At 55.3% G+C, this 17393-nt stretch carries 18 protein-coding genes, 2 tRNA genes and 2 pseudogenes; 12 read left to right on the top strand and 10 right to left on the bottom strand.

Annotated features, from left to right (window positions below):
* Positions 1 to 7 precede the first annotated feature (7 nt).
* Positions 8 to 1066, top strand: a complete 1059-nt coding sequence (gene cobT, locus RW65_RS19775) for a nicotinate-nucleotide--dimethylbenzimidazole phosphoribosyltransferase (RefSeq protein WP_039058542.1) — start codon at positions 8 to 10, stop codon at positions 1064 to 1066.
* A 7-nt stretch (positions 1067 to 1073) separates the two neighbouring features.
* Here the strand turns inward: cobT and RW65_RS19770 are convergent, their stop codons facing one another.
* Entirely contained in the window at positions 1074 to 1385 is a 312-nt protein-coding gene (locus RW65_RS19770) for an ArsR/SmtB family transcription factor (RefSeq protein ID WP_039058541.1), read from the bottom strand.
* A 236-nt stretch (positions 1386 to 1621) separates the two neighbouring features.
* Between RW65_RS19770 and fusA the strand changes: the two genes are divergently transcribed.
* A complete protein-coding gene (fusA, locus tag RW65_RS19765; protein WP_039058540.1) occupies positions 1622 to 3724 on the top strand; it encodes an elongation factor G in 2103 nt (700 codons plus the stop codon).
* A gap of 160 nt (positions 3725 to 3884) precedes the next feature.
* Here fusA and RW65_RS23125 read toward each other — a convergent pair.
* Positions 3885 to 4022: pseudogene (locus tag RW65_RS23125) on the bottom strand (4-aminobutyrate--2-oxoglutarate transaminase); the annotation flags it as partial.
* A 198-nt stretch (positions 4023 to 4220) separates the two neighbouring features.
* Between RW65_RS23125 and ldtA the strand changes: the two are divergent.
* From ldtA to RW65_RS19740, 5 genes are all read left to right on the top strand, one after another.
* Positions 4221 to 5168, top strand: coding sequence for a L,D-transpeptidase (gene ldtA, locus RW65_RS19760; RefSeq protein ID WP_039058539.1), 948 nt, complete (start codon positions 4221 to 4223; stop codon positions 5166 to 5168).
* A gap of 141 nt (positions 5169 to 5309) precedes the next feature.
* Complete coding sequence (locus tag RW65_RS19755; RefSeq protein ID WP_039058538.1) at positions 5310 to 6335, top strand: LLM class flavin-dependent oxidoreductase; 1026 nt, start codon at positions 5310 to 5312, stop codon at positions 6333 to 6335.
* 244 nt (positions 6336 to 6579) lie between these two features.
* Positions 6580 to 7062 carry a cold-shock protein gene (locus RW65_RS19750; protein ID WP_039058537.1) on the top strand — a complete coding sequence of 161 codons (483 nt, stop codon included), beginning with the start codon at positions 6580 to 6582 and terminating at the stop codon, positions 7060 to 7062.
* Between the two features lie 95 nt (positions 7063 to 7157).
* On the top strand, positions 7158 to 7697 hold the full coding sequence (locus RW65_RS19745) for a DUF2058 domain-containing protein (RefSeq protein WP_039058536.1): 540 nt from the start codon (positions 7158 to 7160) through the stop codon (positions 7695 to 7697).
* Positions 7698 to 7734: 37 nt separating this feature from the next.
* Positions 7735 to 7980: a YmjA family protein gene (locus RW65_RS19740; RefSeq protein WP_039058535.1), complete on the top strand. Its 246-nt coding sequence runs from the start codon at positions 7735 to 7737 to the stop codon at positions 7978 to 7980.
* Positions 7981 to 8055: 75 nt separating this feature from the next.
* On the opposite strand, the pseudogene RW65_RS19735 reads toward RW65_RS19740, so the two are convergent.
* Positions 8056 to 8256, bottom strand: a pseudogene (locus RW65_RS19735) (gamma-glutamylcyclotransferase family protein); the annotation flags it as partial.
* A 366-nt stretch (positions 8257 to 8622) separates the two neighbouring features.
* On the opposite strand from RW65_RS19735, the gene RW65_RS19730 reads away from it, so the two are divergent.
* Together RW65_RS19730 and RW65_RS19725 are read left to right on the top strand one after the other, a co-directional pair.
* Positions 8623 to 8880, top strand: a complete 258-nt coding sequence (locus tag RW65_RS19730) for an AbrB/MazE/SpoVT family DNA-binding domain-containing protein (protein WP_039058534.1) — start codon at positions 8623 to 8625, stop codon at positions 8878 to 8880.
* Entirely contained in the window at positions 8881 to 9213 is a 333-nt protein-coding gene (locus RW65_RS19725) for a type II toxin-antitoxin system PemK/MazF family toxin (protein WP_039058533.1), read from the top strand. It begins immediately after the preceding gene.
* A 53-nt stretch (positions 9214 to 9266) separates the two neighbouring features.
* On the opposite strand, the gene RW65_RS19720 is transcribed toward RW65_RS19725, so the two are convergent.
* A tRNA-Asn gene (locus RW65_RS19720) sits at positions 9267 to 9342 on the bottom strand.
* A 6-nt stretch (positions 9343 to 9348) separates the two neighbouring features.
* On the opposite strand from RW65_RS19720, the gene RW65_RS23280 reads away from it, so the two are divergent.
* The 3 genes from RW65_RS23280 to RW65_RS19710 all read left to right on the top strand — a co-directional run bounded on the left by RW65_RS23280 (position 9349) and on the right by RW65_RS19710 (position 11140).
* The gene (locus RW65_RS23280) at positions 9349 to 9444 is read left to right on the top strand and encodes a DUF5951 family protein (RefSeq protein WP_353599204.1); all 96 of its coding nucleotides are present in this window, start codon (positions 9349 to 9351) and stop codon (positions 9442 to 9444) included.
* Between the two features lie 87 nt (positions 9445 to 9531).
* Positions 9532 to 10983 carry an EmmdR/YeeO family multidrug/toxin efflux MATE transporter gene (locus RW65_RS19715; protein ID WP_231564419.1) on the top strand — a complete coding sequence of 484 codons (1452 nt, stop codon included), beginning with the start codon at positions 9532 to 9534 and terminating at the stop codon, positions 10981 to 10983.
* Between the two features lie 81 nt (positions 10984 to 11064).
* Positions 11065 to 11140, top strand: a tRNA-Asn gene (locus tag RW65_RS19710).
* Positions 11141 to 11225: 85 nt separating this feature from the next.
* Here the strand turns inward: RW65_RS19710 and RW65_RS19705 are convergent.
* The 6 genes from RW65_RS19705 to RW65_RS19680 all read right to left on the bottom strand — a co-directional run bounded on the left by RW65_RS19705 (position 11226) and on the right by RW65_RS19680 (position 17382).
* Positions 11226 to 13004, bottom strand: a complete 1779-nt coding sequence (locus RW65_RS19705) for an aminopeptidase P family protein (protein ID WP_039058531.1) — start codon at positions 13002 to 13004, stop codon at positions 11226 to 11228.
* A gap of 18 nt (positions 13005 to 13022) precedes the next feature.
* Positions 13023 to 14477 carry an AMP nucleosidase gene (locus RW65_RS19700; RefSeq protein WP_039058530.1) on the bottom strand — a complete coding sequence of 485 codons (1455 nt, stop codon included), beginning with the start codon at positions 14475 to 14477 and terminating at the stop codon, positions 13023 to 13025.
* Between the two features lie 135 nt (positions 14478 to 14612).
* The gene (gene acuI, locus RW65_RS19695; RefSeq protein ID WP_039058529.1) at positions 14613 to 15590 is read right to left on the bottom strand and encodes an acrylyl-CoA reductase (NADPH); all 978 of its coding nucleotides are present in this window, start codon (positions 15588 to 15590) and stop codon (positions 14613 to 14615) included.
* Positions 15591 to 15668: 78 nt separating this feature from the next.
* Positions 15669 to 16322 carry an acrylate utilization transcriptional regulator AcuR gene (gene acuR, locus RW65_RS19690; protein WP_039058528.1) on the bottom strand — a complete coding sequence of 218 codons (654 nt, stop codon included), beginning with the start codon at positions 16320 to 16322 and terminating at the stop codon, positions 15669 to 15671.
* A gap of 145 nt (positions 16323 to 16467) precedes the next feature.
* Positions 16468 to 16656, bottom strand: coding sequence for a YjfB family protein (locus RW65_RS19685; RefSeq protein WP_039058527.1), 189 nt, complete (start codon positions 16654 to 16656; stop codon positions 16468 to 16470).
* A 201-nt stretch (positions 16657 to 16857) separates the two neighbouring features.
* A complete protein-coding gene (locus RW65_RS19680; protein ID WP_039058526.1) occupies positions 16858 to 17382 on the bottom strand; it encodes a lipocalin family protein in 525 nt (174 codons plus the stop codon).
* Between the last annotated feature and the right edge of the window lie 11 nt (positions 17383 to 17393).

Raw genomic sequence — 17393 nt, 5'->3', positions numbered from 1 at the left:
AAATACCATGCAGACATTGACGACTTTACTGGCAAGTATTCCGGCACCCGATGACGTGGCGATGGCGCAGGCGCAGCTTCATCTCGATGGCTTACTCAAGCCGGTGGGCAGCCTGGGGCGCCTTGAATCCCTGGCGGTGCAGCTGGCGGGGATGCCGGGGCTAAAGGGCAGGATGCAGTGCGGCGAAAAAGCGATTGTGGTGCTGTGCGCCGATCATGGCGTCTGGCACGAAGGGGTCACGGTTTCGCCACAAATTGTCACCGCTATTCAGGCGGCCAATATGCTGCAAGGAAACACCGGCGTTTGCGTGCTGGCGGCGCAGGCCGGGGCCAAAGTGCATGTGCTGGATGTGGGTATTGATGCCGATCCGATCCCGGGGTTGGTCAATATGAAGGTCGCCCGCGGCAGCGGCAATATCGCCCGTGGTCCGGCAATGAGCCTTGAGCAAGCCGAAGGGTTGCTGCTGGAGACGATAAAATATACCCGCGAACTTGCCGCGCAGGGCGTGACGCTGTTTGGCGTTGGCGAACTGGGAATGGCGAATACCACGCCGGCGGCGGCGATGGTGAGTGTGCTGACGGGCGAAGCGCCGGAAGCGGTAGTGGGGATCGGCGCGAATCTGCCGGAAAATTTACTCGGACATAAAGCGCAGGTAGTGCGTAACGCCATTGCCGTTAACCAGCCAGATCCGGCGAATGGGATTGACGTACTGGCAAAGGTCGGCGGCTACGATCTGCTGGGCATGGCCGGGGTGATGCTCGGCGCGGCTTCATGTGGTTTGCCGGTGGTGCTCGATGGATTCCTCTCTTACGCCTCAGCGCTGGCCGCATGCCGCATTGCGCCGCAGGTGAAGCCCTATTTAATTCCTTCCCATCTCTCGGCAGAAAAGGGCGCGCGCATTGCGCTGCAACATTTAGGCCTTGAGCCGTATCTCAATATGGGAATGCGACTGGGAGAGGGCAGCGGTGCGGCGCTGGCGATGCAGCTGGTGGATGCCGCCTGCGCGGTTTACACCAAAATGGGCACGCTGGCGGCGAGTAATATTACCCTGCCGGAAACAAAATAACGCGCGCTTACTGCCTTTTTTGCATCGCCTGCAACAGCGTATCCAGCAGGCCTGGAAAACAGGCGTCCAGATCGTCACGACGCAGGGAGATCATATTTTCCCGGCCCTGCGGGCGCTGCCACACCACGCCGCTATCGCGCAGTACGCGCCAGTGATGGGTCATGGTCGATTTTGCCACCTCTTCCGGGCGCAGGGCGTTACAGCTCAGCTCGCAGCCGTCCGCAAGGCGCTTGATCATTGCCAGGCGCAGGGGATTGCCCAGCGCAAAAAGCACATTTTCAAGGCGAAACTGCTCACGTTCGGGGTGGTTGGCGATCATATATTTCCTGTCTCAATGGGCGTTCTGCCAGCTCGATCCCAGGCTCAACGGCCTGCGGGCCGGTACTATACGCAAAGTGCGCCACTAACGCCACGACCTCACTCACCAGGCGACCTATCGTAAGAATAGCAAAAATAGTTCGAATATACTCGTACAGTTGTACTATCATTGATGCCGTGAATGAATAGCGGCCAATTCCGGCCGCGTGCAAAAAGTCAACAGACTAAGGACGCATCATGCCCCGACCCATTCCTCTCGAACGTTATCGCAACATCGGTATCTCCGCGCATATCGATGCCGGTAAAACCACCACTACCGAGCGCATCCTCTTTTACACCGGGATGAGCCACAAACTGGGTGAAGTACACGATGGCGCGGCAACCACTGACTGGATGGAGCAGGAGCAGGAGCGCGGTATTACCATTACTTCGGCGGCGGTCAGCTGCTTCTGGCCCGGGATGGACCGGGGTTTTGAGCCGCACCGCATCAACATTATCGACACCCCCGGGCACGTCGATTTCACCATTGAGGTGGAGCGTTCCATGCGCGTGCTTGACGGTGCGGTGATGGTGTATGACTCGGTGGGCGGCGTTCAGCCCCAGTCGGAAACCGTCTGGCGTCAGGCCAATAAATATCACGTGCCACGTCTTGCCTTCGTCAACAAGATGGATCGCCCCGGCGCGGATTTCTTCCGCGTGGTGCAGATGATGATCGATCGCCTGAAAGCCAACCCGGTGCCAATTGTTATCCCGATTGGTGCGGAAGAGCACTTCACCGGCGTGGTGGATCTGATCAAGATGCGCGAAATTATCTGGGATGATGCCACGCAAGGGATGTCCTTTAGCTACGCTCCGGTGCCCGACGAGCTAATGGCAACGGCGCAGAAGTGGCGTGAAAAAATGATCTCGGCGGCGGCGGAAGCCAGCGACGAGTTGATGGATAAATACCTGGAAACCGGTTCGCTGGACGAAGCGGAAATTATTGCCGGGCTGCGTAAACGCACGGTTGCCGGTGAGATCCAGCCGATGCTCTGCGGCAGCGCTTTTAAAAACAAAGGCGTGCAGCGCATGCTCGACGCGGTGGTCGAACTGATGCCGTCGCCGCTGGATATTCCGGCGATTCAGGGCGTGGATGAGAAAGGGCAACCGGCGCAGCGTCATGCTGATGACAACGAACCTTTCTCGGCGCTGGCGTTCAAGCTGATGACCGACCCCTATGTCGGCCAGTTGACCTTTATCCGCGTTTACTCCGGGGTGCTGAAAAAAGGCGATGCGGTGTTTAACCCGGTAAAAGGTAAGAAGGAGCGCATCGGGCGTATTGTGCAGATGCATGCCAACGATCGCCATGAAGTGGATGAGCTGCGCGCCGGGGATATTGCCGCCTGTGTCGGTCTGAAAGATGTCACCACCGGCGACACCTTAACGGACCCGAATGCGGTGATTACGCTGGAACGGATGGAGTTCCCGGAGCCGGTGATTTCACTGGCGATCGAGCCGAAAACCAAAGCGGACCAGGAGAAAATGGGTATCGCGCTGCAGCGTCTGGCATCGGAAGATCCGTCGTTTCGCCTGCACACCGATGAGGAGTCCGGCCAAACGATTATTTCCGGTATGGGCGAGCTGCATCTGGAGATCATCGTTGACCGCATGAAACGGGAATTTGGCGTTGAGGCGAATATCGGTCGACCGCAGGTGACCTACCGCGAAACCTTGCGCAAGACTGTCAAAGAGGTTGAAGGCAAGTTTGTGCGTCAGTCCGGCGGTAAAGGGCAGTACGGCCATGTGGTGCTGACCCTTGAACCGCTGGAGCCGGGCAGCGGCTTTGTCTTTGAAGACGCGACCAAAGGCGGCGTGGTGCCGCGCGAGTACATTCCTTCGGTGGAAAAAGGACTGCGCGAAGCCATCAACAGCGGCGTGCTGGCGGGCTACCCGGTGGTCGATGTGAAAGCCACGCTGACATTCGGTTCTTATCACGATGTCGACTCGTCGGAGCTGGCCTTCCGTATGGCGGCGATCTTTGGTTTTAAAGAGGGCGCGCGCAGAGCGGATCCGGCAATCCTTGAACCGGTGATGCATGTCGAGGTGGAAACGCCGGAAGAGTACGCCGGTAACATTATGGGCGATCTCTCTTCCCGTCGCGGAATGGTGCAGGGGATGGAAGAGCGGTTCGGCAGCCAGATTATCCGCGCCGATGTGCCGCTGGCAGAGATGTTTGGTTACTCCACCACGCTGCGATCCATGTCGCAAGGCCGCGCGACTTACAGCATGGAGTTCCATCACTATGCGCAGGCACCGAATAACGTCGCGGAAGCGATTATTGCCAGCCGTGCCAAAGGCTGAACATAATCTCCAACGCTTACAGGTAATAGGCGTATACGTGTGCACTGATTTACGCGCTATTCGATTGGCGAGACCGACAAGATCACTTGATTTAGCACGGCAAGTGCAAATTCCAGCATGACTAAACGCCCCGCGAAATGATCCTCGCGGGGCGTTTTTCTTATTTGCGCATTACCTGTTGCAGGTTACTTAGAGCTTTTGTGAACTCTCCATCGGGAAGAGTCCGTGGGTAGAGGAAGCGAATCACGTTGCCGTACTGGCCGCAGGTCCGCAGTAACACTCCTTGCGCCAGCGCTTGTTATTGGATCAGCTGCGCGCTGGCCAGCAAAGCCTGGGAGTCGTAATTCGCCGCGCCGGCATTGCCAACATAGGGTAATGCCGGAGGCAGGATTACACCGCCAGATTTACAAACCCTCGGAATTCGCACGGCGTGCAGAGAAAAAGTCGTAAAGGGAACTATGATTAGGCGATACCCGTTGCGCCTGAGGAAAAGAGGATGCGCTGCGTTACACTTCTGTGCTGTTTTGCTTTACTCTGCGCCCACCGCGCGCTGGCCATAAGCTATCCGCTGCCGCCGGAAGGTAGCCGACTGGTGGGCAGCCCGTTGACCATTACCGTTGAGCAAGGGAACAGGTTACCGCTGGAAGCCTTTGCCGCAAAATATGGTCAGGGGCTAAGTAATATGCTTGAAGCCAATCCCGATGTGGACCCGTTTTTACCGAAAGCCGGTTCGCAACTGGTTATCCCGCAGCAGGTCATACTACCTGCAACAGTTCGCGAAGGTATTGTGATAAACGTGGCGGAAATGCGCCTCTACTATTACCCGCCAGAGGGGAATACCGTTGAGATCTTGCCTATTGGCATCGGTCAGGCCGGACGCGAAACGCCCCGCAACTGGGTGACCAAGGTCGAGCGGAAGCAGAAAGGGCCCACCTGGACGCCGACCCTCAACACGCGAAAAGTGTATGAAAAAGAGGGCAAAACGCTGCCCGCCTTTGTCCCTGCGGGGCCGGATAACCCGATGGGTCTCTATTCCATCTATATTGGCAAGCTGTATGCCATTCATGGGACTAACGCCGATTTTGGTATCGGGCTGCGCGTCAGCCAGGGCTGCATCCGCTTACGCAATAACGATATTAAATATCTCTTCGATACGGTTCCCGTGGGTACGCGAGTGCAGATCATCGATCAGGCGGTCAAAATCACCACCGAGCCGGACGGCACTAGCTGGGTAGAAGTTCACGAACCTTTGTCGCGCAATCGCGCCGAGTTTGAGTCGAGCAATAAAGTCCCGCTGCCCGCCACGCCGGAGCTTAGCGCGTTGATGAAAGGGGGAAGTATCAATGCCAGCCGCGCCACTCAGGCGCTGGAGCGCCGTTCCGGGATGCCCGTCAATCTCAGCCTGATGGACGGAAATAACCTGATTCAAAAACAGTCTCTCTAGCAGAGTTAGTCAATTAATTTGAACCCTTCGGTGAACCGATCGGTATTTATTCTTATTTTCTCGGGCGTAAAGTAGTCATCATCCTGAACGGTGCACGCATCCCGTTCGCTGATTATTTCTGAACAACAGGACAGCCACGCCATGAAGAAGATCGGATTTTTATCATTTGGTCACTGGACCCCTTCACCGCAGTCCGCCACCCGCTCGGCGGCGGATACCTTACTGCAATCTATCGATCTGGCGGTTGCCGCAGAAGAACTTGGCGCGGACGGCGCTTATTTCCGCGTTCACCACTTTGCCCGTCAGCTCAGCTCACCCTTCCCGTTGCTGGCGGCGATTGGTGCAAAGACACAAAAAATTGAGATCGGCACCGGCGTGATTGATATGCGCTACGAAAACCCGCTCTATATGGCGGAAGAGGCCAGTGCGGCAGATTTGATATCAGGCGGACGCTTACAGCTCGGCATTAGCCGCGGCTCCCCGGAGCAGGTAATTGATGGCTGGCGCTATTTCGGTTATCAGCCAGCCGAAGGGGAAACGGATGCGGAGATGGCGCGCCATCATACGGAGACGTTTCTTGATGTGCTGCGTGGCGAAGGCTTTGCCAAACCCAACCCGCAACCGATGTTTCCGAATCCGCCTGGCCTTCTGCGTCTGGAGCCGTGGTCGGCAGGATTGCGCGAACGCATCTGGTGGGGCGCAGGTTCCAATGCTACCGCGGTGTGGGCGGCAAAACTGGGAATGAATCTGCAAAGCTCGACGCTGAAAGATGACGAAACCGGCGAGCCGTTCCATATTCAGCAGGCGCAGCAAATTCGAGCCTACCGCGAAGCCTGGCAAGCGGCAGGGCACCAGCGTACGCCGCGCGTCTCGGTGAGCCGTAGCATTTTCGCCCTGATGGACGATCGTGACCGTGCGTATTTTGGCGCCAGCCGCGACGATAGCGATAAAATCGGCTTCCTTGATGAAAAAACCCGTGCCGTCTTTGGCCGGAGCTATGCGGCAGAGCCGGAAAAGTTAATAGAACAGCTTAAACAGGATCAGGCTATCGCCGAAGCGGATACGCTACTGCTGACGGTCCCGAACCAGTTGGGCGTCGAGTATAATGCGCATGTTATCGAGTCGATTCTGAAACATATCGCTCCGGCAATGGGCTGGCGGGATTGATTTGCAACGTAAGGGTAAAAGCTTCTGCGTGATGAAATGATCCTCTGAATTCGAACCGCGCGTATTTAAGCCTGCGTACTGACGCAGGCTTTTCCTGCTTGCTGTCTCTGTCGCTGGCCCTCCGGGGTGCTTTTCGCTGGCAAAATTTATCCACGACATACCATCCAAAACATGGTCTGAACGGGCATTGTGTTTTACACTGCGCGCTGCAAAAATTGAGTAATTGATGATTAAGTAGGCGGTAATGGCGATGAACGGCAAGATCACAACCTGGTTTAAAGAGAAAGGCTTTGGATTTATCAAAGATGAAAACGGTGAAAACCGCTATTTTCATGTGATTAAGGTCGCCAACCCGGAACTTATCAAGAAAGATGCGGCGGTCACTTTCGAACCCACCACCAATAACAAAGGGCTTTCAGCCTATGCGGTGAAAGTGCTCCCGGAAAGTAAGTACATTTTTATTGCTGGTGAACGCATCAAACTCACCTCGATTAAATCTTACCTGGTTTATAGCGAAGAAGTGCCTGCCGACACCCGTATCGATAAAGAGAACGCGGTGCTTTCCGTCGGCGCGCTAATGGGCAATATCAGGCCGAAATCAGCAACTGCGCCGGATGAAATGCGTTCGCTGAAAAAACTGGCAATTACCACCTTTCAGGGAAGCACATTTATCTTTACGGCAGATGAAATCGATATCGATGCCACGGTGAAAATGCTCAAAGTGTAAGCCGGGCGAACCTTTGGCATCAGATCGTGCGCCTGGTTAAGTGCAAAATCTTACAGCTATAATCCGCAACATATCCAACGGGTTTGAAGATAAAAATGGCAAAACTCACCTTACAAGAGCAGCTGTTACAGGCAGGATTAGTGAACAGCAAAAAAATGGCCAAAGTGCAACGAACGGCCAAAAAGTCCCGCGTTCAGGCGCGAGAGGCGCGCGAAGCGGTGGAAGAAAATAAAAAAGCACAGATTGAGCGCGATAAGCTTCTGAGCGAGCAGCAAAAGCAGGCGGCGCTTTCCAAAGAGTATAAAGCGCAGATCAAACAGCTGATTGAAATGAACCGCATTACCATTGTTCGTGGCGATATCGGTTTTAACTTCACCGATAACAATCTGATCAAAAAAATGATGGTTGATAAGACTGTTCAGGCGCAACTCATCAGCGGGCGTCTGGCTATTGCCCGCCTGGCGGTTGATAACAATGGTGAGAGCGAATATGCGATTATTCCCGCCAGCGTCGCCGACAAAATTGCCCAGCGCGATGCACAAAGCATTGTGCTCAACAGCGCGCTGAGTACGGAAGAGCAGGATGAAGACGATCCGTACGCTGATTTTAAAGTGCCCGACGATTTAATGTGGTAAACACAGGCAAAACAGATCTCAATTGCAGGAGAGACGCATGACTAACGAAGTGCCGCTGAAGTTTTATGATATTGCTGATGAGTATTCGACAGAGACGGAAACACCGGTTAGCGAAGCGGAGCGTGACGCACTGGCGCACTATTTCCAGCTGCTGATTACCCGTTTAATGAATAACGAAGAGATCAGTGAAGAAGCGCAGCAGGAGATGGCCGTTGAAGCCGGAATCAACGCGCAGCGTATTGATGAAATCGCGAACTTTTTGAATCAGTGGGGCAATGAGTAGCGCCTGCTGCGTGACTTTCCCTTACCTGTAAAAGCAAAAGCCATGTCCGCTCCTTCCCGGTAGCGGACCGACTTATCAGCCCGTTATACGCGGTTGTATTTGATAAACCCATGCGCTGACGCATTCACCTTCAAGAGTAGTGACGGTGGTTTTAACGCGATCGTAGCCCGCTTCAAATTCGTCCAGCATCGGCCAGTGCGCCGGTAAACGGGCGGAGAAAAAAAGATACCCCTCAACGCGTGAACCCTCTTTATCGAGCACCAGAGCGGGAAAACCGGTGGTAATAAACCTCGCAGGGTATGACAGCCCCGGCGCAGCCCGCATACGGAATCCGCGCCGCATTTCGTTTAACTAATCCGTCATAATCCTTTGAACCGCAAAAACAGTTTTCTATTATCGGCCTTCTGGCCACGCACTAAGCTCTCGTCTGTACGAAATACCGTATAACCGCACTTTATGGAGCAGCGTGGGGCTGTTTTACCAGCAATGCCACCACCTTTTAAAACCACAGGGGCTGTCCTGCGAGGGGTTAAGCCTTTCTGCTCGCTTTATTACGCCAGGGAAATCACAATGAATCTGATGAATAATTGTGCGTCGTCGACCAGGGGTGTTATATTAAAATATAATATCCGGAGGTGCTCTATGTATACAACTCGCCTGAAAAAGGTCGGCGGATCCATCATGATGGCGGTTCCTCCCGCCATACTAAAAACGCTGGCGCTGACGACAGACAGCGAAGTGGGTATGACTATTAATAACGGCTGTCTGATTATTGAACCCCAGAAACGCCCCCATTATTCCCTTGAGGAACTGCTGGCGCAGTGCGATCCGCACGCTGAAACGAGCGAAGAGGATCGGGAATGGATTGATGCGCCTGCTGTGGGTAAGGAGATTCTGTAAATGGACAGAGGGGAAATCTGGCTCGTTTCGCTGGATCCGATTGCGGGCCACGAGCAAAGTGGGAAACGTCCGGTGCTCATCGTATCGAAGGCATCGTTTAACAAGCTGACCCGGCTACCCGTTGTGGTGCCTGTCACCAGCGGTGGAAACTTTGCTCGTACAGCCGGTTTTACCGTTTCACTGGAAGGAGTGGGAACGAAAACAACGGGCGTTATCCGCTGCGACCAGCCCAGAACCATAGATATGGCGGCACGGAACGGCAAACGGCTTGAACGCATACCTGAAGCTGTCGTAAATGATGTGCTTGCCAGGCTGGACGCTATTCTGAATTGATGTTCGAGACGCACAAAAACAAAAAGCCCGCTCGAAAGCAGGCTTTTCAAATTTGGCTCCTCTGACTGGACTCGAACCAGTGACATACGGATTAACAGTCCGCCGTTCTACCGACTGAACTACAGAGGAATCGGTGTGGAGGCTTATCTTAACGGCGAAAAATCTTTTGTCAAACCTCATTTCTTGCGCAGCGTTCTGACTGCCCATTCCATCGACAATTTGAACTCATAATCAACGATTTCTCATGAAAAGCTTTGCAGGATCAGGGTTTCTCCCCCATCATTTGAAATGTGATTTCACCTTTCGCGGCTAAGGACCATTTTGAACGTCGTCACTTCCCTACGCCAGGGCGTCATGCGCACCCCCTGGTACAGAAAGCGTAAAAGCTACCGTGTTTTGTTCTGGCGAGAAATCACCCCCCTTGCTGTACCTATCTTTCTGGAAAATACCTGCGTTCTGATGATGGGCGTGCTCAGCACCTTCCTGGTAAGCTGGCTGGGCAAAGAAGCGATGGCGGGCGTCGGGCTGGCCGATAGCTTTAATATGGTGGTGATGTCTTTTTTCGCCGCGATCGATCTTGGTACAACGGTGGTTGTGGCCTTTAGTCTGGGCAAGCTCGATGGCGAACGGGCGAGGGCGGCAACACGTCAGTCGCTGGTGATCATGACCCTGTTCGCGATTGTGCTGGCGGGGATAATCCATTACTTCGGCGCACAAATCATTGATGTTATTGCCGGGGCGGCAACGGCCGAGGTGAAAGCGCTGGCGCTCACCTACCTTGAACTCACTGTGTTGAGCTATCCGGCAGCGGCGATTGCGCTGATCGGCAGCGGTGCGCTGCGCGGTGCGGGCAACACCAAAATTCCGCTACTCATTAACGGCGGGATGAACATCCTCAATATTATTATCAGCAGCGTATTGATCTACGGCCTGTTCGGCTGGAAAGGCATGGGCTTTGCCGGTGCCGGGCTGGGGCTGACCATCTCGCGCTATATTGGTGCGGTGGCGATTATTTGGGTGCTGGTGATTGGCTTTAACCCGGCTCTGCGTATCCCGCTAAAAAGTTATTTCGAAAAGCTCAACTTCGGCATTATCTGGGAAGTGATGGGGATTGGTATCCCTGCCAGTATCGAGTCGGTGCTGTTTAACGGCGGCAAGCTGCTGACACAGATGTTCGTCGCCGGAATGGGTACCAACGTGATCGCCGGTAATTTTATTGCTTTCTCTGTCGCGGCGCTGATTAACCTGCCGGGTAACGCGCTGGGTTCCGCCTCCACCATTATCACCGGTAAACGTCTGGGCAAAGGGCAAATCGCGCAGGCCGAGCGGCAGCTGCGTCATGTATTCTGGCTCTCGACGCTATTGCTCACGGCCATTGCCTGGGGAACCGCGCCGTTTGCCGGGCTGTTCGCCTCGTTTTACACCCGCGAAGAGGATGTAAAAGAGGTGGTTAAAGTGCTTCTGTGGCTTAACGCAGCGTTTATGCCGATTTGGGCGGCCTCGTGGGTGCTGCCCGCCGGGCTGAAAGGCGCGCGGGACGCCCGTTTCGCTATGTGGGTCTCTATGCTGGGCATGTGGGGCTGTCGCGTGGTCGCTGGCTATACGTTAGGGATAGTGCTCGGCATGGGCGTGGTCGGTGTGTGGCTCGGGATGTTCCTCGACTGGGCGGTACGCGGCGTGCTGTTCTACTGGCGAATGGTCAGCGGGCGCTGGCTGTGGAAGTATCCGAAGCCGCAAAAAAGCGCCATTTCTGCACAGGATGGAGAATAATTCGGCAAACGCACCAAAATGTGAGAATCAGCCTTTGACAAGGGCCTGGGGCACCGTTAATATTCGCCCCGTTCACACGATTCCTCTGTAGTTCAGTCGGTAGAACGGCGGACTGTTAATCCGTATGTCACTGGTTCGAGTCCAGTCAGAGGAGCCAAATTTGAAAAGCCTGCTTTCGAGCGGGCTTTTTGCTTTTCTGCGCCGGACAAAAAGAATAAAAAACCCGCCGCAGCGGGTCTGTTCTAGTTAGCCTGCACGCGTAGCGGCGCGGTGGCGTCAAATAACCACTGTCGTGCCTCGCTATTGACCCGTGGTGACAGGGTTTCGCGCACCCACTGATGATAATCATCCAGCCATTGTTTTTCCTGTTCGCTAAGCAGATTCCACTCTACCTGGCTGACATCAATGGGAATCAGCGTCAGGGAGGAGAAGCGGCAAAATCCTGGCTGGCTTTCAATCACTTCCACCTGATTTTCAATGCGGATCCCATAACAATCCGCCAGATAATAGCCCGGCTCAATGGTCATAATATTGCCTGCCGATAGCGGCCACGGATTGACCTTTTTGGCGATGCGCTGCGGCTGCTCATGGATCAGCAACTGATGACCAACGCCATGGCCGGTACCATGATCAAAATCGAGCCCTAAATCCCACAGCGCGCGGCGGGCAAAAGCATCCAGTTGATGCCCGCAGGTGCCGCTGGGAAATTGCAGGGTAAACATCGATAAAAAGCCTTTTAGCACGGCGGTATAGTGCTGCCGCTGTTGTGCGCTAAGCGGGCCAAACGCCAGCGTTCGCGTGGCGTCGGTGGTGCCGTTCTGGTACTGACCTCCAGAATCATTGAGATAGAAATTAGCGCCAGTAATGGCTTTGTTGCTCTTCTCACTGCTGTGGTAATGGCACATCGCCGCGTTGCTGGCGGAAGCGGAAATGGTACTGAAGCTCTGCTCAATAAATCCAGGTTGCTGCTGGCGGAACAGCAGCTGTTTTTGCTGGGCTTCCAGTTCAGTCACCGGATTGCCCGCCGCTTCGCGAGCCGGTACTTCACGCGCCAGCCAGGCGAGGAAGTTGACCCACGCCGCACCATCCTGCTGATGGCTTTCACGATAGCCCGCAAGCTCGGTGGCGTTTTTATGCGCTTTGATAAAGGTAATCGGATCGGCGTTCCACAGCACAGTGCCACCGTGCTGTTCGATGGCAAAACGTAGCGCCACCGGGGCGAAATCACCGTCCAGCAGGATACGTTTCCCGGCGGCGATCTCCCGACAGAGCGGCAGGAATTCTGCATAATCGCGCAGGGTCAGCGTTGATGTCAATGCCGAGGATAACGCACGGGTTTTCTCAGCGTTAACAAACCATTCGACATCTCCGTTGCGGCTCAGCAGGGCGAAAGCGTGCGCCACGGGATTCATCGCAATATCGGCACCGCGAATGTTCAGCAGCCAGGCAATATTATCGGGTAGGGTAATCGCCAGATAATCGGCATCCATTTCCGCCAGCACCTTGCCGACACGGGCGCGTTTATCGGCGCTGCTTTCACCGCTAATGGCCAGCGGCATTTCACGAATCACGCCGCAGGGCGCAGCCGGACGATCTTGCCAAATGGCGTCGAAGGGATCGCTTTCCAGCGCCACTATCTGGCAATGGGTTGCGTTTAATGCCTGATATTGGCTGTTAACCATCAACATTGGTTCAAAACCGATACGGCTCCCGGCGGGTAACGAGGCAGTGAGCCATTTATCCAGCGGCTCGTTGTGCAAATGGTGGATCTCAAAATCACGGAGATCCACTTCGCTACGTACCTGAACCTGATACCGTCCGTCAACAAACAGTAGCGCCTTATCTCGCAGCACCAGCGCCAGACCGGCGGAACCGGTAAAGCCAGTCAGCCACTGCAGCTTATTATCGTGCGGCGCGCAATCTTCGCTCTGATGGGCGTCAGCGCGCGGAATAATCATGCCGTCCAGTTCGAGCGCGGCCAACTGGCCGCGTAATGCCTGTAACGGTGAAGGGGTTTGCATGGCGAATCCTTTATGTTGTTATCGGAACGGCGGTTCGTTAAAGGTGCGCAGTTTGCGCGAGTGCAGGCGATCGCCCTCGGCGCGCAGCAGGTCGATAGCGCGAATACCGATTTGCAAATGCTCGGAAATCGCCCCTTCGTAAAACCGGTTCGCCTGGCCGGGAAGCTTAATCTCCCCGTGCAGCGGTTTGTCGGAGACGCACAGCAGCGTGCCATAGGGGACGCGGAAGCGATAACCCTGCGCGGCAATGGTGGCGCTCTCCATATCGATTGCCACCGCGCGGCTTAAATTAAAGCGCAGGGAGGAGGCGGAATAGCGCAGCTCCCAGTTGCGATCGTCGGTGGTGACCACCGTGCCGGTACGCAGCCGCTGTTTTACTTCCGCGCCGGGCATCTCGCTCACCTCTTTCGTGGCGTCGTAAAGTGCACGCTGCACTTCAGCGATGCTCGGAATGGGGATATCCGGCGGCAGTACCGCGTCGAGCACATGATCGTCGCGTAGATAGGCGTGGGCCAGTACGTAATCACCAATCGCCTGGCTTTCACGCAGGCCGCCGCAGTGACCAATCATCAACCAGACATCCGGGCGCAGCACGGCCAGATGATCGCAGATGGTTTTCGCGTTCGACGGACCCACGCCAATATTAATCAGCGTAATACCCTGGCCGTCGGCGGTGACCAGGTGCCAGGCGGGCATCTGGTGTTTTTTCCACGCCAGATCGGAAATGGCCTGTTCCGGCGCTTCGGTATCGGCGGTGATCCAGTTCCCACCCGCGCAGGAGAGGGCAACGTAGGGGCTGTCAGGATCGAGGATCTGGCTGCAGCCCCAGCGCACAAACTCATCGACATAGCGCGTGTAGTTAGTGAACAGTACAAACGGCTGAAAGTGCTCGACGGGGGTGCCGGTGTAATGACGCAGTCGCGCCAGTGAGAAATCCACGCGGCGGGCATCAAAGTGCGACAGTGGATAGAGTTCGGTCGGGTGGAACAGGCCATCGGCGGTCTCATCGCCAATCTGCGCCAGTTCGGTGGTGGGGAAATGGCGCGTTAAACCCGCGCTCATCGATCTATCCAGCGTCAATTCCGAACCATCAATCACATAGGGATAGGGAATTTCGTGGGCGGATAACCCTACTTCAATATTCGCACCATAATCCTGAAACAGCAGCGTTAATTGTTCGAGTAAATAGCGCCGAAACAGGGAAGGGCGGGTGATGGTAGTGGTGTAACAACCTGAGTGAGTGAAGCGGGCAAAGGCGCGAGTTTTCGGCGGATTCGTCGTGCTGCCATCCCAGCTCACGGAGAGCTGCGGATAGACAAATAACCCTCTGGCGCGTTCTTCGGCAGTGGGAAGCTGACCGTTTTCAATATAATCGGCGATCCTCTGGCGAAGGGCTTCGACGGAACGATCGTACAGCGCTTCCAGTTCATCAAGCGCCTGTTCCGGGCTGAGATTTGCACCCATATTGTTCATCTTTCTCTCCTTTTCTGCTCTACGGCTTTACCCGATAGTATGTCACAGGATTGTGAAACGAAAGCGATGCGCGGTGGGATTCAGATGAAACGGAGAAGGCAAGGAACCGGCGCGACGGCGCGCGCCGGATAAGGGTTAACCGTTGATATTCACCAGCGTACGACCGTGGATTTTGTTGCTCAGGAAATCCGCCGCGGTTTGCGCCGCCTGATCGAGGGTAATTTCGCGGGCTGCCTGCTGGAAATAACTTTCCGGGAGCGTGCGCGCCAGTGCGTCCCACACCGCGCCGCGCTCTGCGGTCGGCACCATCACGGAATCGACCCCTTGCAAACGAACGTTACGCAAAATAAACGGCATCACGGTGGTAGGCAGTTCGAAACCTCCCGCCAGGCCACAGGCCGCAACACAGCCGCCGTAGTTGGTTTGCGCCAGCACTTTTGCCAGCACCTGGTTACCCACGGTATCAATGGCCCCGGCCCACAGCTGTTTTTCCAGCGGGCGGGTCTGTTCGAAATCACTGCGCGGCAGAATTTCGTCTGCGCCGAGCTGGCGTAGAAACGCATGAGTAGATTCGCGCCCGGTTACCGCAGCAACGGTGTAGCCCAGCGCTTTAAGTAGCACCACCGCGGTACTGCCCACGCCGCCGCTGGCACCGGTCACGACAACGGTCCCATCCTGTGGTTTAACGCCCGCGTCCTGCAACGCCATCACGCACAGCATGGCGGTAAAGCCTGCGGTACCGATGATCATCGCATTGCGCGCGCTTAACTTTTCCGCCAGCGGCACCAGCCAGTCACCTTTTACGCAGGCCTGAGCGGCAAGGCCGCCCCAGTGGTTTTCACCCACGCCCCAGCCGGTAAGAACCACCGCCTGGCCGGGAGCAAAACGCGGATCGCGGCTTTCGCTCACCCGACCGGCAAAATCGATGCCCGGCACCATCGGAAACTGGCGAATAATTTTGCCTTTCCCGGTGATGGCCAGCGCGTCTTTATAGTTAAGGCTGGACCAGTCAATGTCGACCCGGACATCGCCCTCTGCCAGCGCAGGCAGGGCAATATCTTTTACTGCCGCCAGGGTTTTATTTTCACTCTGTTCCAGAACTAATGCTTTCATGACTGCGTTTTCCTCGTCGGATGAGGTGTAATTTCGGCGATTTGCCGTCCAGTGCAGATGCTCCATCCCCCGTCACGCTTAAGCGGCAGGGGAGATTGTTATGCTGTGTCGAAAGAAGGCCCAGTAAGTATCCAGCGGCTCTGTCGAGCAGAAAAGCCTTGCGCGCATTACCGCGCCTTCCCAGCCGGACCAGAAAACCTTCGCCAGTTCGTGGCTCACACTCGCTGGCGGCAGTTCGCCGCAGGCGATGGCCTCATCGAGACAGTGGGCGATGCGCGTTTCCCAGTCGGCAAGAATCTCTTTCAGGCGCGCCGGGAATTCCTGTGGTAACAGGGGCGCTTCCTGCAATAAGTTGCCCACCAGACATCCCCGGCGGAAGGCATATTTCGCCATCCCCTGGCCTGCATGATGGACAAACGCGTCGATGCGTTCTAAAGGGGCGAGCTGGCGATTGCTGAGAAATTTGTCCAGCTTATGGGCGAAAAAATCACCGTAGGCATCGAGTACGGCCATGCCAAATTCCTGCTTGCTCTTAAAGCAGTGATAGAACGAGCCCTTCGGCACGGCGATATTTTTAATCACTCTGTCGATACCCGCCGACAAGTAGCCGGTTTCAGTGAGTACTTCCAGCCCCGAGCGAATCAGCGCCTGGCGGGTATCTGTAAAGTCGCGCTCGTCTTTTGGCGGCCGCCCGCGACGAGGCTTAAGCCGTGATACTGTTTCGCCACTCATGATTTAGACCGATAGGTTTTAATTCGGCAGAGCGTACGCCCGTTTGAAGTATCAGGCAAGAAAAGAGACAAAAAAGCCCGCACAGGCGGGCTTGAAAGTGTTGCCGGTTGGCACCGTTAACGCCAGCGCCAGCGGGCAAGCCGGATTATGCGGTGGTATTAATATTACGACCGATTGCCGGGTTAGAAGGTAACTGCGGGATCTGCTTAATCAAATCCGTGGCGATCGATGCCTGTGTATCGAGCGCTTTTTTAAGCACCAGCGTATTGACTTGATTATCAAGCTGATAAGAGTCAAGGCTGCTGGCTAAGGATGCAATCTGTATCGGATCCATAGCGTCATTCCTTTGTGGTTGAAAAAAACAGCTATGGCTATAGCTGCAGTCTATTTATCGGCAGCGGCTGGCGAATCTTTAAGCAAAGCGGCAGGCAAAACAGACACTGCCGGTTGATACCCAAGGCGCTAGCGTGCTGCGCGTATTACAAAGGGGGAGCACTATCCGGGCGCAAGCGCCCGGTGTGCACGTTGCGGGTCGTTACTGTTTAACCCACACGAGTTCATCGACGCGGAAACCGAGGCTGCGTGCGGTATTGAGATAATCTTGTTTCACCGATTCAGGCAGGGTTGGCGTACGCGACAGGATCCACAGATAGTCGCGATTTGGCCCGCTGACCAGCGCATACTGATATTTGTCATCGAGTTTGATCACGTTATACCCGCCGTAAAACGGGCCAAAGAACGACACTTTTAGCGCCGCCGTGCCCGGCTCGCCGGTGAAATACGCTTTTCCTTCGCTCTCACTCCATTTGTTCTTTTGCGGATTATAGCCGCGGTTAAGCACGCTAATGCCTCCGTCGCTGCGCTTGCCATAAGTGGCTGTCACCTGTTCAAGCCCGCGCTCAAAGCGGTTTTCCAGCCGGGCGATTTCATACCATTTGCCGAGATAGCGGCTGGCATCAAAGCCGGTAATCGGCGCAACGCCTTTTGGCGGCGTCGGGGATTTGCAGGCGACAAGGGTTAAGGCAATCGCCACACCGGTAACAACAGGCCATAGTTTCATCAGAACTCCTT

It is taken from the genome of Enterobacter sp. Bisph1 (assembly GCF_000814905.1).
Lineage (GTDB): Bacteria > Pseudomonadota > Gammaproteobacteria > Enterobacterales > Enterobacteriaceae > Kosakonia.
The sequence above is the reverse complement of the archived record's forward strand: the minus strand, read 5'-3'. Positions and strand labels throughout refer to the sequence as shown.